Raw genomic sequence first — 13,639 nt, 5'->3', positions numbered from 1 at the left:
GTTACCCCTCACTACAGCTTTTTTATAAAAAAGTCGCCTACTACGATATTTTCAATTCATTAGATTTTTTTAACGGTAGAAATTTTCATTTTTTTTTGAAAACCGTTATCTATTGGCAGAAAGTCTATTATAGCGCAGATGCCTAGCATCTTACGCTTTCACCAAAACGATATATTTGTGCCCAATCGCAAGAATAATGTCCACGGCCCCAAATCCCTCCTCCAAACAGAAAAAAAATATGCTATTATTGGTGCCGGTCCTTCGGGGATTTCTGCGGCCAAAGCACTCAAGGAACAAGGAATTCCTTTTGATGGCTTTGAGCTAGGTGTAGATGTTGGCGGATTATGGAATATCAATAATCCCAATAGCATTGTCTACGAGTCAGCTCACCTGATTTCTTCTAAAAAGCAAACGGAATTCAAGGATTTCCCTATGCCAGAGCATTGGCCCGACTATCCCTCTCATCGAGAGATGTATAGCTATTTTCAGGCTTATGCCGAGGAGTTTGACCTTTATCCTCACTACTCTTTTCAGACCAAGGTGATCAAGACCGAAAGAAAAGGAGAGCAGTGGGAGATTACGGTAGAGCAAAATGGCCAAAGTTCCACCCATCTATACAAGGGGCTCATTATTGCCAATGGCATGTTGGCCCAACCCAATTACCCCAAGTTTAAAGGGGAGTTTACTGGAGAAATCTGGCATTCTTCGCAGTATAAAAATGCGGCCATCTTTGAAGGTAAGCGGGTCTTGATTATTGGTGCTGGAAACAGTGGCTGCGATATTGCCGTAGATGCGGCGCACCGTTCGCCCAAGGTAGATGTCTCTGTCCGTAGAGGCTATTATTTTGTCCCTAAATATATTATGGGCAAACCCTCAGATACCTTAGGCGGAAAATGGCGCCTGCCCCGTCCTTTACAGCAATGGATTGGCGGAAAGCTCCTCAAATGGGTAGTTGGCGACCTTCAAAATTTTGGTTTTCCAGCCCCAGACCATAAGGTGTATGAGTCTCGGCCAGTAATGAATACGCTGATTTTACAGCATATTGGCCAAGGCGATATTAACATTCGTGGAGACATTAAGAAATTTGAGGGGCAGACGGTCCATTTTAAAAATGGCCAAAAGGAAGAGTACGATATCTTGATGTTGGCGACTGGCTATAAGCTAGATTATCCTTTTATTGACAAAAAGGAGCTGAACTGGCAAGAACGAGCGCCCAAGCTTTACTTCAATATGTTCCACCCTCAATATGATAACCTCTTTGTTTTGGGTATGGTAGAAGCCGTAGGTTTAGGCTGGGAAGGCCGAGCAGAGCAAGCCCGCTTAGTGGCCAACTTTATTGCTGGATTAGAACAAGGCTGTGCCGAAGCCCTAGACTTTAAGACGAAAAAAGCTGGTCCAAACCCAGATATGACTGCGGGTTATAAATACTTGAAGCAGGACAATATGCCTTTCTGTGTAGATACAAGCACCTACCGCTCTATTTTAGAGAAGGAGGCGGCGGCTCTACCGCAATAAGTTGCAAAAAATGTTGTTCGTCTAGATAGAGACAGAGGTACAATTGCTCCTCTTTTTCTATTAGGCTATAAATGTAAGCATCCTCATAAGGAGGAAGGAAAAGCCGAAAGCTCTGCCAGCTTTCGGCTTTCTTTTGTTCGAGCAGGGCCTCGCTTTGGTCCAGATCTTTGGCCCAATAGCCTGCTCGAAAGTTTTGGCTTTGGTCCAAAATGTATCGCTCTTGGGCGCCCCAGGCCAGACTAGGTTTCTTTTTGGGCGCTTTTGGGGCTTTGTTTAGGGCAATAAATTGCCCCGCTTGATAGAGATAACTGGCTTTAGGCGCAATATAAAATAGACTATCTCCCTGAAGAAGTAATTTTCCGCCCGCTTCGGGTAGAGGCTGCAATTGGGCCAAAAGAAAAGAGCTGCTCAAGAAGAGGGAAAGAAAAATAAGATAGGGCATAGAAGGGGGAGATTGTGGCTAGAAATTACCATTGGAGCGAAGAAAACTGCCCCGGCTGAGGGATGGAAAGCAGGGCCGCCGCAAGGCGGCAGACCCAAGGCTTTTGAAGCAAAGCGAAAAAGCCTGCAGGGCCGAGCAGCCCTGCGAGCTGCGACAGAGCCCGACCCGCCCGCAGGGCGGGGCAGCCCCAAAAAAGAAAACAACTAGTCTTCCTCTTCTTCTTTAGCCTTGGAAGGGGCAAAAAAGCGGCTACTGAGGCCTAGGCCAATAAAATACTGTTGGGCCGTTTGTAGGTCTAGGCCAAAAGAACAGTCGAGCTGAAGGTTGTTATTGAGCAAATAAATGAGGCCCGTATTGGCCCAAAGTTGCGGATTGTTTTGCGGCGAAAACTGCCCATAAGGCTCTAGAAAAATGGTCCAACCCTTGGCCAAACTATAGGACCAGCAAAGGGTGTAGCTAAAGCTATGTTGGCCCCCTTCGGCATAATGAGTGCCCAGATTATAGGCCAAATTGTGTCGGCTATTGAGCTGATGGCTAAAGGCCAATTTGTTGGTCCAGGCCCAGTTGCTCGCTCCCGCATAAGTCTGCACAGGAAGGGCTATTTGGCTGACCCAAGCCCCTTCTGCAGCTCCAGAAGAGCTAGAAAAAAGCTGCATTTTTGTGCCTAGCTGAAGGCCCGAAAGGTTCCAGTAGTTTTTTAGCTGCTCTTGCTCAGGACGAAGGTGCTGCAGCTGCCCCAAGGCCCGCAATTCTAAGCCTTTAATGAGGCCGTAGCGCCAAGAAAAACCAGGCAATTGATAGGCCTGTAAATCGGGGGCTTGCTGCCAGCTACTGCCCAGCTCTAGCTGTAGTTGCTTGGGCAAAACAAGGGCCGAGCTTTCGGATTGAGTGGGGCGGTCGGTATTGATTTGGGCCAATAGAAGAAGCGGGAAAAAGCTGAGGAGAAAGATAATTAGTCGATGCATAATTTTTGTGTTTTTATTATGTATCGCTAAGTTAATAGCTTAGGTTTATAATTGCAAGGATTGATACGGTTAATGTATTTGTTTTTTAATTTTCTGCTAAATGTTTTATTTTGAGCCCCTTACCTCAAAAATGTTAATATGAAGAATTTTTTAATCCCCCTGCTATTATTTTGCAGCAGCATTTTAATGGCGCAAACGAGCAGTAGTATGACAGAAGCTGTAGAGTATTATTTAGAGATTGGCGCTAAGGCCGAGGATGTAAAAACCGTTTTGTCGCTTTTTGAAAAGCAGTATGGGTTGAGCTATCAGCTGTCTGTATCGCCTTCTTTTGGGCAGATTTATCAGTCGGTTGATCAGGAGGTTTTTAGTAGTTTTTCGGTCTATCAGAATCATCAACCAGAAAAGATTTTATTTTCCTCTTATCAAGATTGGCCCTTTGTTATTGAGCTGTCTATTTATTCGGGCACTGAGCGAGAGGCTCGCTTTTTGGCCCTAAAAAAATGGTTGGCCCAGAAAGAGCAGCTGGCCATTTTGCATGAAAATATTGTGCGTTAACTCTTGGTAGGGCACAAAAAAAGGACTGCCTTAGGCAGTCCTTTTTTTATACAATAAAGACAAGCGTCTAGTAGTAGTGATAGCGGCGTACTTGGCTCACATATTTGGCCAGGCGAAGTACTTGGCGGGTGTAGCCATATTCGTTATCGTACCAAACATAGATGGTAATGGTTTTGCCATCTGCAGAAATTTTGCTGGCGGGCGCATCATAAACAGAGCAAGCTTGGGCGCCAATCACATCGGCAGAAACAAACTCTTTAGAGGTAGAGTATTGAATTTGCTCAAAGAGGTCGCCATGCAAAGAGGCCTGACGCATAGCTTGGTTGAGCTCCTCAAGGCTGATGGCCTTATCGAGGTTGAGAGTCATAATGGCCACAGAACCGTCGGGAATAGGTACCCGTACAGAAGAGCCCGTAATTTTACCTGTCAAGGCGGGCAATACTTCTTTTAGGGCCGAGCTGGCTCCAGAAGAAGTGATGACCATATTAGTGGCGGCTCCACGTCCACGGCGTTCTTTTTTGTGGTAGTTATCCAGCAAATTCTGAGAGCTGGTATAGGCATGGATAGTTTCCATATGGCCTTTTTCAATCCCAAAATTATCATTGAGCACCTTGAGCACGGGGGCAATAGCATTGGTGGTACAAGAGGCGGCACAAACGACTTTATCGTCCTCGCTATTGAGGTCCAAATCGCTTTGGTTGATGCCATAGACCACATTTTTGATGCCTTTGGCGGGAGCGGTAAAGAGCACGCGATCTACGCCCGGACGAAGGTGGCGGCTTAGGCCTTCACGGTCTTTCCAAGCCCCGGTACTATCAATAATGAGGGCCTCATTGATGCCATATTCTCGGTAGTCAATATCTTCAGGCTGGGCGGCATAGATAATCTGCACCTTACAGCTATTAATAATGAGTTGGTTTTCTTTATGCAACACCTGCACGGTTCCTCTCAATTTGCCATGCACAGAATCTTTGCGCAAAAGCGAGGCTCGTTTATTGAGTTCGGCCACCAAATCGCCTCCTTTTCGGGGGCGCAAAACGATGGCGCGCAGACGAAGTTGCTCGCCACGGCCCATCATTTCGGTAAGAATGCGAACGGCTAGGCGACCAATACGACCAAAACCATAAACCACCACATCTTTGGGGCTGACATTCTGAGCATCTTTGGCGGTTTGTCCCACAAAATCCTTAAGCTGATCGGCCACAAACTCTTCTAGGCTAGGGCTTTCACTTTGGTCTAGGCTCAGCCATTCTGTGGCCAATTTCCCAATATCAATTTTAGAGGGGGCTAGGTCCAATTTGGCAATGGCCTCGGTAATGGCCAAACTCATCTGAGCCGTAATGGGCTTTTTGACGTAATTTTTGGCAAAAAGGTGGTCATTAATAATTTGGCTAGGGCGGCTATCATAAATATCTCGACGGAAAAGGACAATCTCAATAGAGCGATCAAAGCGCAGTTCTCCAACTAGGCGCTGAAGTTCAAGGGCTGTTTTTTCATTTTCGCGCCATTTGCTCAAGTGCTCCTCAAAGGGGGCAGCAGTGGTTTTGATATCCATAGGTTCTGCAAGTAAATTGATTCGAAGAAATCCTTTTGTGGCCCAAATTAGACCAACTTAAAGGCTTAAAATTGAGGACAAAGGTCGCTTTTTTCTAAGGAAATATGGCTTAGGCTGTTTCAAGAAAATGTTAAGTTTCCATATTCATCTGGATTTTTTGGGGCCTCCGCTGCGGCTTCGCCTTGCGGCGCTACGTTTCGCAGCTCGCTATTCGCTCGGCCCTGCGGCGGCTTTGCCGCCTTGGTCTGGCCTTCGGCCACTGCTGCACATCGCTAGGCCTGCGGCGGCTTCGCCGCCTGTCCGCTGTAAAGGGCCAGTTTTAGCGCAAAAAGCCATAATACTGCATAATTTTGCCCCAGAGGGCTTGTCCTATTTTGGCTTGGGCCAATAGGCTTTGGTAGTTATTTTCGGCCCAGCGAAGCCCTTCCTCTTCAAAGCTGAGTTCTAGGCATTTTTGGCCATTTTGAAAAAAGAGGAGGCGGCAGCCATGCTCCCAGCATTCCATTTGAGAGAAAGCGCAGCTTCTGCGTTTGATGGTCAGGCCAAAAATTTGTCGTTCTAGGATAATTTCTTTTTGGGCCAGACGCAATTGCAGTTGAAAAGAGCGGCTAAGTTGCCAGAGGCCAAAGGCCAGCAGGGCCCAGCCAAAGATGCCCGCTTTGAGGAGTCTGTTGAGGTAGCTGCCTCCTAAGAGCAGGAGGAAAAGCAAGACATAAAAGCCCCATTTTTGGCTCAGTATTCTATCTTGAAGTTGTAGGCGTTTTTCCATTGCGGCAAGCTTTAGAGCAGTATTTTACAGCATCCCAGTTTTTTGCCCACTTCTTTCTCCAGTTGAAGGGGCGGCCGCAATGTATACAAATTTTGGAAGGGAGCTGCTCTTTTTTCCAAGGCTTTTTTCTAGGGTCTTTCTTCATCTTTTTTTGCATTAAACAGCTTGCTGGACCAAAGGTTTGGGTTTAGGCGGCGAAGCCGCCAACCGGCCTAGCGATGTGCAGCAGTGCGGCGTAGCCGCAGACCAAGGCCGTCAGGCCGCAGGGCCGAGCAGACCTGCGAGCTGCGAAACGTAGCGCCCGCCGCAGGCGGGAGGCCCCAAAACAGCAGCGAGCTGCGGAACGACAACAAGAACTTTAGTTCGCAGTTCGACGACCAAAGGGAGTAACCGCCGACGACCGAAGGGAGGCGACAACAAGGCTGCAAGCCGCAGTTCGACGACTGAAAGGAGTAACGCCCCAAAACAGCAGAATACGCTTAAACATCATTTAAAAACCTTTTAGGGCTTTTGTTTATTATAAGTCGGGCCTTATCTTGAGGCCAAAGCATACAGAAGCGTCATTATGAAAATAGGAATTGTTTGTTATCCTACCTATGGAGGTAGCGGTGTTGTTGCCACAGAATTGGGCAAAGGCCTAGCCGATAGAGGCCATAAAGTTCATTTTATTACCTATGCTCCTCCGGCTCGTTTGGATGGATTTCATGAGAATATTGTCTATAATGAGGTTCGTTTTGCAGACTATCCTCTTTTTGATTATCCGCCTTATGAGACGGCCCTGGCCTCTAAGTTGGTGGATGTGGTCAAATATGATCAACTAGACGTTTTGCATGTGCATTATGCGGTGCCGCATGCTTCGGTGGCCTATATGGCCAAGAAAATATTGCTGCAAGAAGGCATTTATATTCCGACTGTGACGACCTTGCATGGGACCGATATTACGCTGGTGGGCAAGCAGCCCGTTTATGAGCCAGTGGTCAGTTTTGCGATCAATAAATCGGATGGGGTAACGGCGGTATCGGATAGTTTGCGGAAAGATACTTATGCCAACTTTGAGGTGGACCAAGAGATTGAGGTCATTTATAACTTCATTGATTTTGACCGATTTAAGCGCTCGAACAAAGAGCATTTTCGCAAAGCTATTGCGCCTCATGGCGAAAAAATATTGATTCACATTTCTAATTTTCGCAAGGTAAAGCGGGTAGAGGATGTGGTTAAGATTTTTGCGCAGGTTCGGGCCGAGTTACCTGCCAAGCTACTGTTGGTTGGCGATGGGCCAGAGCGGCAAAAGTTAGAACAATTGTGTAGAGAATTGGGCCTTTGTGCAGATATTCGCTTTTTGGGTAAGCAAGATGCAGTAGAAGAGTTATTGGCCGTTTCGGACCTCTTTATTATGCCTTCGGCTAGTGAGAGCTTTGGCCTTTCGGCCCTAGAGGCTATGGCCTGTGAGGTCCCCGTAATTTCAACCAATGTGGGCGGTTTGCCCGAAGTCAATTTGCATGGGGTGACGGGCTTTTGCTCCGATTTGGGCGAGGTAGATGAAATGGCCGCCAATGCCATTAAGTTGCTCAAGGATGAAGGGCTGCATCAGGAATTCCAGAAGGCGGCCTTAGAACATGCCAAAAAGTTTTCGATAGAAAACATACTGCCTCAGTATGAGGCCTATTATGAGAAAGTGATTCAGCGTTCGGTTTACCCTAAAGAGGCTTTGGATTAGTCCTGTTTTAGGCGCAGCCAATAGGCGGGGTGATTTTTGGCATTGCTATAAATAATGGCCATTAAATCAAAAGGCTTTTTGGGACCTTTATATTGAATAAAAAAGCGGCGGCGGCCATCTTCTGGCAAGGGAATGTTATGATAAGGCCGCAAAGTCAAACAATCGCAACTCAGGGCGATGCTATCAATTTGTAGCATCGCCTTTCCTTTGTTTTCAATGAGGATTTCAAAATTGGCGCCTTGCTCATCCCAGCTTTCGGCCACTAATTCCGCATAGGGCTGTTCGGGCGCCGGACCATCTAGCAGCTGGATGCTTTGGGCCAGCAGCGAAAAGGGAAGAGATAGAAAAAAGCTAAATAGAAATAATTTGCTTTGCATTTGCCTTAGTATTTTAGGGCCAAAATACCGCTAATGATACAGAAATTATACCCGCTTGGCCTACTGCTCTTGCTTTTTTGTGCCTGCCATCGCCCTTTAGAGATTGAAGACCGCTCTAGCCCTAAGACAGCGGCTATAGATAGCAGTTTGCTAATTCCCGCTCCCGATCCCTTTTCTTCTTTGGTGGCCCTAGAAACGCCCTATGGCGAAATGAAGATGGAGCTCTATTTTGAGCCCAGCGGCCACAGAGAAAATATGCTGCAGTTGATCCGCCAAAACTTTTATGATAGCCTGCTTTTTCATCGGGTGATTGAAGGCTTTATGATTCAGGGGGGAGACCCCAGCTCCAGACAGGCCAAAAAGGGGCAGCGTTTGGGCGGGGGCGGCAATGGCCAACTCTTAGCTGCCGAAATCCTGCCGCAGTATCCCCATATCAAAGGGGCTTTGGCTGCCGCTCGACAAAGTGATGAGCTCAACCCCGAAAAAAAGTCCTCCGCTAGCCAGTTTTATATTGTACAGGGTAGCCAAGTTCGAATGGAGCAATTGGACCAAAATGAGCGCAAGTACAATATGGTCTATAGTCCCGAAAACAGAATGCGCTATAAGTATTTAGGGGGCAGCCCGCAGCTCGATATGAATTACTCCGTTTTTGGGCGGGTTTATGAAGGCCTCGATATTATTGATAGTATTGCGGCCCAAGCCAAAGACCAATATGGCCGCCCTCAGGAAGATATTTGGATGAAATTCCGTATCATTAGAGAATAAAGTCATCAGTTTTTGATAGCTGCCATCATTTTTTGATGAAGCTTCTGTTTTAAAGGAGCTTGTTTATCAGGGAATTATAGCTTGGTCTGTTTTTTAGTTCGTTTTGCCCCTCCTAAAGCAAAACCAACACAAATGACAGAAAACAGCCGGTTCATCAGCTATCTGAACCATCAATTTCAACCCATTCAATTGTTTAAACACTGCGGTATGCAACCCAAGGTCGTTATTTCTTGGTGGGCCCCCCTTTCTGATTTTGAGCGAGAAGAAAAACGTTCACAAATCAATAAGTTTGGGCCCAACTATGAGCTCCACCAATACTTTTTTTCGGAAAGTGAGGGCTATGAAAAGCACATCATCCTCTGTTCTAAGGCCCAAGAAAATACGGCCTTTGAGTTTCTGCTCAATACGCTGAGACGAGATTTTCCCAGCCATCAAATTGAGGGCCGATATATGGGCCTAAGCGAAGAGGAAATTATAGATTTTGCCCCCATTAAGGCCAAGGTAGAGCCGGTATTGTTTGAGCATAGGGATTATCAAATTGATCTCTTTTTCTCTCCGGGCACCTCCGCCATGTCGGTGGTTTGGTTTATGCTGCATCAGCAACTGGGTCTACGGACCTGCCTGTTGCAAACCACCAAAAGCCAAGATAGTCCCGAACAACAACCCCGTCGAAAGTTTCTCAATATTGAACGGGCCACCGAGCTGGGCTCTTTCATCTTAAAAGAAGGCCGCAGCCGCCAAGAGATGAGCCGCAGCCAATTGCCCGAAGATCATGTGCTGCTGAGCCCCGCCCTAGAGCGGGTCTATAATCAGGCCTTTAAGGTGGCGCAGGCCGAAAGAGGAACGATTATTATTCAGGGGGCTAGTGGAAGTGGCAAAGAATTATTGGCCCAGTTTATCCATAATAAATCACCCCGATCCAAGCAGCCATTTATTGCGGTCAATTGTGCCGCTTTTTCCGACTCTCTGCTGGAGTCTCGCCTCTTTGGCCATGCCAAAGGCTCTTTTACTGGCGCCAGCCAAGAGCATAAAGGCTATTTTGAGCAGGCCGATAAGGGCAGCATTTTCCTAGATGAAATTGGCGATATTTCCCCCCAGATGCAGCAAACGCTCTTGAGGGTTTTGCAGTCTGGAGAAATTGCCCCCATTGGGCAGCAAATTAGAAAGGTAGATGTGCGCATTATTGTGGCCACCAATCAGGATTTGGTGCAGCTTTGTCAGGCCGGTAAATTTCGCTGGGACCTCTATTATCGCCTCGCCATTGCTGAGCTCGAACTGCCCAGCCTAGACGAGCAGGGACAAGCCGCCAAGGAGCTCTACCTCAAGCATTTTGTAGAGCAAAAACGACAGCTTTATTGCCGCCAAAAACCAATTCAGTTTGAAAAGAAAGCCTATAAGGAGCTGCTCAATTATCGCTTTCCCGGAAATATCCGAGAGCTAGAAAGTCTGGTGGAACGCTTCTATGTTTTGGGCCTAGAGGAGGTGACTCGCCAAGATTTCCCCAAAAGATTGCACCTGATGCAGCAGCTTTTTCTCGATAGCCTTCGCCTAGAGGATGTCAAGGCGCAGCATATCAAAATGGTCTATGAACGCATGCAGGGCAACCAAACGGCAACGGCTCGGGTGCTAGGGGTGGCCATTAACACCATACGCAAGTATTTGGACTTGTCTTAGCGCAGAGAAAAAGGCCAACTAATATTTTGTGAACTGACAAAAAATGGTCAATTTCAAGCCGCTCGCTAAGAGCAACACCAAAAAATCAATCCTGATGAGTTATTTTAAGAATAAAACTGTCTTTATTACAGGCGGTAGCCGCGGAATCGGCAAAGCAATTGGCCTTCGATTGGCCCAAGAGGGCGCCAATATTGTGGTGGCAGCCAAAACCACAGAACCCCATCCCAAATTAGAGGGAACCATTTATACCGCCGCCGAAGAAATGACGGCTGCTGGCGGAAAAGGCCTGGCGGTTTTCCTAGATGTACGCAGCGAGGAGCTGGTCCAAGAAGCCGTAGATAAGGCGGTGGCCGAGTTTGGTGGCATCGATATCCTTATCAACAACGCTAGCGCAATTAGCCTTACGCCCACGGAGCACACTAGCCTCAAGCGCTATGATTTGATGCACTCTGTAAATGTGAGAGGGACCTTTTTGGTCAGCAAAACTTGCTTGCCCCATCTCAAAAAGTCAGAAAATGGCCATATCCTCAACCTTTCGCCACCCTTGAATATGGACCCCAAATGGTTCGCTAATCATGTGGCCTATACCATGACCAAATACGGCATGAGTATGTGCGTTTTGGGCATGTCGGAGGAGTTTAAGGATTACAAAATTGGCGTGAATGCCCTTTGGCCCAGAACCACTATTGCCACGGCTGCCGTGCGCAATCTTTTAGGCGGAGAGGCTATGGTACAACAGAGCCGTACGCCCAAAGTGGTGGCCGATGCCGCTTATTTTATCTTGCAACGCCCCGCCGCAGAATGCACGGGCAACTTCTTCCTCGATGATGAAGTCTTGATGTTTGAAGGCATCCAGGACCTTAGCCAATATGCTGTAGATAACAACCAAAAACCTATGCCCGACCTCTTTATCTAATGGCTTGGGCACAATAGCATAGCAAAAGGAGGAGTAATTTTTTACTGCTCCTTTTTTGTTTTTTTTGGGGCCTCCCGCCTTCGGCGGGCGCTACGCTTTGGGGCTCGCAGGTCTGCTCGGCCCTTCGGCGGCTTTGCCGCCTCGGTCTGGCCTTCGGCCACCCCGCCGCATCGCTAGGCCGTTTGGCCTTCGGCCATAACTGCGGGCTGAAACCCGCAGCAAATAGGGTATTGCTCCGCAATGTTTTTATAAAATGAGGGGTAAAACCCGCATTGAGTTAAGGCTTTTAGCCTTAAATCGCTCTGTTTTCCTCTAGTTATGGGCCGAAGGTTTTAACCTTCGGCCCATTTTATTGGGTTTAGTATGCCTCCCTTCTTGCTATGGGGTAAACTATGGATAATACTGCCCCTTAAAAGCTGCAGGACCTAAAAAACCAAATAGCTCCTTTGTCTAAAGTAGGGGCTTTTAGGCTGCAGGAATAGAATTTTGCCCCCAAATGTTAGGGAGTTGTTAAAAATGAAAATAATGTAATAAAATCAAAAAGGGCAAAAGTTCGGTATTTTACCGAACTGGTTCACCTCCAGACTGAACTGGTTCACCTCCAGACCGAACTGGTTCACCTCCAGACCGAACTAGTTCACCTCCAGACCGAACTGGTTCACCTCCAGACCGAACTGATTCACCTCCAGACCGAACTGGTTCACCTCCGCACCGAACCAGTTCACCTCCAGACTGAACTGGTTCACCTCCAGACCGAACTGGTTCACCTCCAGACCGAACTGGTTCACCTCCAGACTGAACTGGTTCACCTCCAGACCGAACTGGTTCACCTCCAGACTGAACTGGTTCACCTCCAGACCGAACTGGTTCACCTCCAGACCGAACTGGTTCACCTCCAGACCGAACTAGTTCACCTCCAGACCGAACTGGTTCACCTCCGCACCGAACCAGTTCACGAAACTGTTCAGGGCTTGTCCCTAGGCCGCAAGAAAGGCGCATACACAAAATTTTAAACAGTCCCCCTTCCTTAGCGCCCTAGGCTGAAGCCCAGGGTTATTGACTGAGCGAACTGACGGACTAAAGTCCTTGTTCGCTTTTCTACTCCTAACGCTATTCACTAAACAATAAAATGAGCCCAAGCCCCAGCAGCAAAGAAGGGCTTTAGCCCGCTCTTTGCATAGCCCAGCAACCATGGGCTTTAGCCCATGGCTATAACCAGCTTTCTCCCGACTATAACTATATATTTACCATAAAATTTAGAAGCCCCTATGGCGCAGAAAAGGGGGCCGACACAAAATTATAAACCCTATCTTGGACCAACAAAAACAGTCAACATGAAAAACTACCTTTTTCGCTCTGCCCGCTTGGGCTTTCGTGCTTGGACCGCCGTCGACCTGCCTGAATTTGCAAAAATGAATGCCGATATAGAGGTCATGGAACATTTTCCTAGTCCACTAACAGAAGAAGAAACGGCGGCCTTTCTGCGGCGGCTACAGGCGCATCAGGAGAAATATGGCTACTGCTATTTTGCCACTGACATTTTAGAGAGCGGAGAATTTATAGGCTTCATCGGCTTGGCCTATCAGGATTATGAGAGCGCCTACACGCCTGCGGTAGATATTGGCTGGCGCTTGAAAAAAGCGGCCTGGGGGCAGGGCTTTGCGACAGAAGGGGCCAAAAAATGTCTGGAATTTGCCTTTGAGGAGCTAGAAATAGAGCAGCTCATTGCCGTTTGCACCCTAGACAACCAAAAGTCCGAGCAAGTCATGAAAAAAATTGGCCTACAAAAGTTGGGGGAGTTTAAGCACCCTAAGCTAAAAGACTATCCAGAGCATGAAAATTGCCTCTGTTATGGGGGGAGTGGGGGAGATAATGGCCTAAAAAGGAAAGAAACAAAAGGTGAAAGTCCTTCTTTCTTTTGAAGACAATAGAACTTTTTCGTCCTACAGGCCCGAAGGGCCGCAGGCCTAGCGATGTGCAGCAGTGGCCGTCAGGCCAGACCGAGCCAGCGAAGCTGGCGAAGGGCCGAGCGAATAGCGAGCTGCGGAACGTAGCGCCGACGACCGAAGGGAGGCGGAGGCCCCAAAATAGCAGCGAGCTGCGGAACGACAACAAGAACTTTAGTTCGCAGTTCGACGACCGAAGGGAGTAACCGCCCGCCGCAGGCGGGAGGCCCCAAAAAAACAGTAAGCAATATAAAGAGAAGAAAACCTTTAGATCATCTTTGCTGCTCGGCCCCAAAACAGTAGAAATTGAGGCAGCAGAAAAGAGGGGAGAGGAGCTGGAAAAAATGGGGGCTGGGCTAACAAATCTGGAGAAAGTCCAAAAAGCTAAAGATAAATGCTTATATTTGTGGCAGCAAAACGCATTGAGCGAGGGAACCGTGAAA

At 47.6% G+C, this 13,639-nt stretch carries 14 protein-coding genes; 7 read left to right on the top strand and 7 right to left on the bottom strand.

What is annotated here, in order from left to right:
- Nucleotides 1-138 precede the first annotated feature (138 nt).
- Nucleotides 139-1,515 (top strand): flavin-containing monooxygenase, encoded by a 1,377-nt coding sequence (locus tag OP864_RS04355; RefSeq protein ID WP_270100073.1) that lies wholly within the window; start codon nt 139-141, stop codon nt 1,513-1,515.
- Here OP864_RS04355 and OP864_RS04350 read toward each other — a convergent pair.
- Entirely contained in the window at nt 1,478-1,957 is a 480-nt protein-coding gene (locus OP864_RS04350; protein ID WP_270100072.1) for a hypothetical protein, read from the bottom strand. The genes OP864_RS04355 and OP864_RS04350 overlap by 38 nt on opposite strands.
- Nucleotides 1,958-2,160: 203 nt before the next feature.
- Nucleotides 2,161-2,922 (bottom strand): transporter, encoded by a 762-nt coding sequence (locus OP864_RS04345; RefSeq protein WP_270100071.1) that lies wholly within the window; start codon nt 2,920-2,922, stop codon nt 2,161-2,163.
- Nucleotides 2,923-3,060: 138 nt separating this feature from the next.
- Between OP864_RS04345 and OP864_RS04340 the strand changes: the two genes are divergently transcribed.
- The gene (locus OP864_RS04340; protein ID WP_270100070.1) at nt 3,061-3,477 is read left to right on the top strand and encodes a hypothetical protein; all 417 of its coding nucleotides are present in this window, start codon (nt 3,061-3,063) and stop codon (nt 3,475-3,477) included.
- A gap of 67 nt (nt 3,478-3,544) precedes the next feature.
- Here OP864_RS04340 and OP864_RS04335 read toward each other — a convergent pair whose 3' ends face one another.
- The 3 genes from OP864_RS04335 to OP864_RS04325 form a co-directional block, all read right to left on the bottom strand.
- Nucleotides 3,545-5,032 (bottom strand): glyceraldehyde-3-phosphate dehydrogenase, encoded by a 1,488-nt coding sequence (locus OP864_RS04335; RefSeq protein WP_270100069.1) that lies wholly within the window; start codon nt 5,030-5,032, stop codon nt 3,545-3,547.
- Between the two features lie 319 nt (nt 5,033-5,351).
- On the bottom strand, nt 5,352-5,801 hold the full coding sequence (locus OP864_RS04330) for a hypothetical protein (RefSeq protein ID WP_270100068.1): 450 nt from the start codon (nt 5,799-5,801) through the stop codon (nt 5,352-5,354).
- Nucleotides 5,773-5,946 (bottom strand): DUF2256 domain-containing protein, encoded by a 174-nt coding sequence (locus OP864_RS04325; RefSeq protein ID WP_270100067.1) that lies wholly within the window; start codon nt 5,944-5,946, stop codon nt 5,773-5,775. The genes OP864_RS04330 and OP864_RS04325 overlap by 29 nt, the downstream gene beginning before the upstream one ends.
- 420 nt (nt 5,947-6,366) lie before the next feature.
- Between OP864_RS04325 and bshA the strand changes: the two genes are divergently transcribed.
- Nucleotides 6,367-7,518 carry an N-acetyl-alpha-D-glucosaminyl L-malate synthase BshA gene (gene bshA / locus OP864_RS04320; RefSeq protein ID WP_270100066.1) on the top strand — a complete coding sequence of 384 codons (1,152 nt, stop codon included), beginning with the start codon at nt 6,367-6,369 and terminating at the stop codon, nt 7,516-7,518.
- Here bshA and OP864_RS04315 read toward each other — a convergent pair.
- Complete coding sequence (locus OP864_RS04315; RefSeq protein ID WP_270100065.1) at nt 7,515-7,895, bottom strand: hypothetical protein; 381 nt, start codon at nt 7,893-7,895, stop codon at nt 7,515-7,517. The genes bshA and OP864_RS04315 overlap by 4 nt on opposite strands.
- A gap of 33 nt (nt 7,896-7,928) precedes the next feature.
- Between OP864_RS04315 and OP864_RS04310 the strand changes: the two genes are divergently transcribed.
- From OP864_RS04310 to OP864_RS04300, 3 genes are all read left to right on the top strand, one after another.
- Nucleotides 7,929-8,660 (top strand): peptidylprolyl isomerase, encoded by a 732-nt coding sequence (locus tag OP864_RS04310; RefSeq protein ID WP_270100064.1) that lies wholly within the window; start codon nt 7,929-7,931, stop codon nt 8,658-8,660.
- Between the two features lie 132 nt (nt 8,661-8,792).
- The gene (locus tag OP864_RS04305) at nt 8,793-10,334 is read left to right on the top strand and encodes a sigma 54-interacting transcriptional regulator (RefSeq protein ID WP_270100063.1); all 1,542 of its coding nucleotides are present in this window, start codon (nt 8,793-8,795) and stop codon (nt 10,332-10,334) included.
- A 94-nt stretch (nt 10,335-10,428) separates the two neighbouring features.
- Nucleotides 10,429-11,250, top strand: a complete 822-nt coding sequence (locus OP864_RS04300) for an SDR family oxidoreductase (RefSeq protein ID WP_270100062.1) — start codon at nt 10,429-10,431, stop codon at nt 11,248-11,250.
- A gap of 632 nt (nt 11,251-11,882) precedes the next feature.
- Here OP864_RS04300 and OP864_RS04295 read toward each other — a convergent pair.
- A complete protein-coding gene (locus tag OP864_RS04295; protein ID WP_270100061.1) occupies nt 11,883-12,143 on the bottom strand; it encodes a hypothetical protein in 261 nt (86 codons plus the stop codon).
- Nucleotides 12,144-12,584: 441 nt separating this feature from the next.
- Between OP864_RS04295 and OP864_RS04290 the strand changes: the two genes are divergently transcribed.
- On the top strand, nt 12,585-13,172 hold the full coding sequence (locus OP864_RS04290) for a GNAT family N-acetyltransferase (protein ID WP_270100060.1): 588 nt from the start codon (nt 12,585-12,587) through the stop codon (nt 13,170-13,172).
- Nucleotides 13,173-13,639 lie beyond the last annotated feature (467 nt).

The organism is Saprospira grandis (assembly GCF_027594745.1).
Lineage (GTDB): Bacteria > Bacteroidota > Bacteroidia > Chitinophagales > Saprospiraceae > Saprospira > Saprospira grandis.
This window is presented reverse-complemented; position numbering and strand designations above follow the sequence as displayed.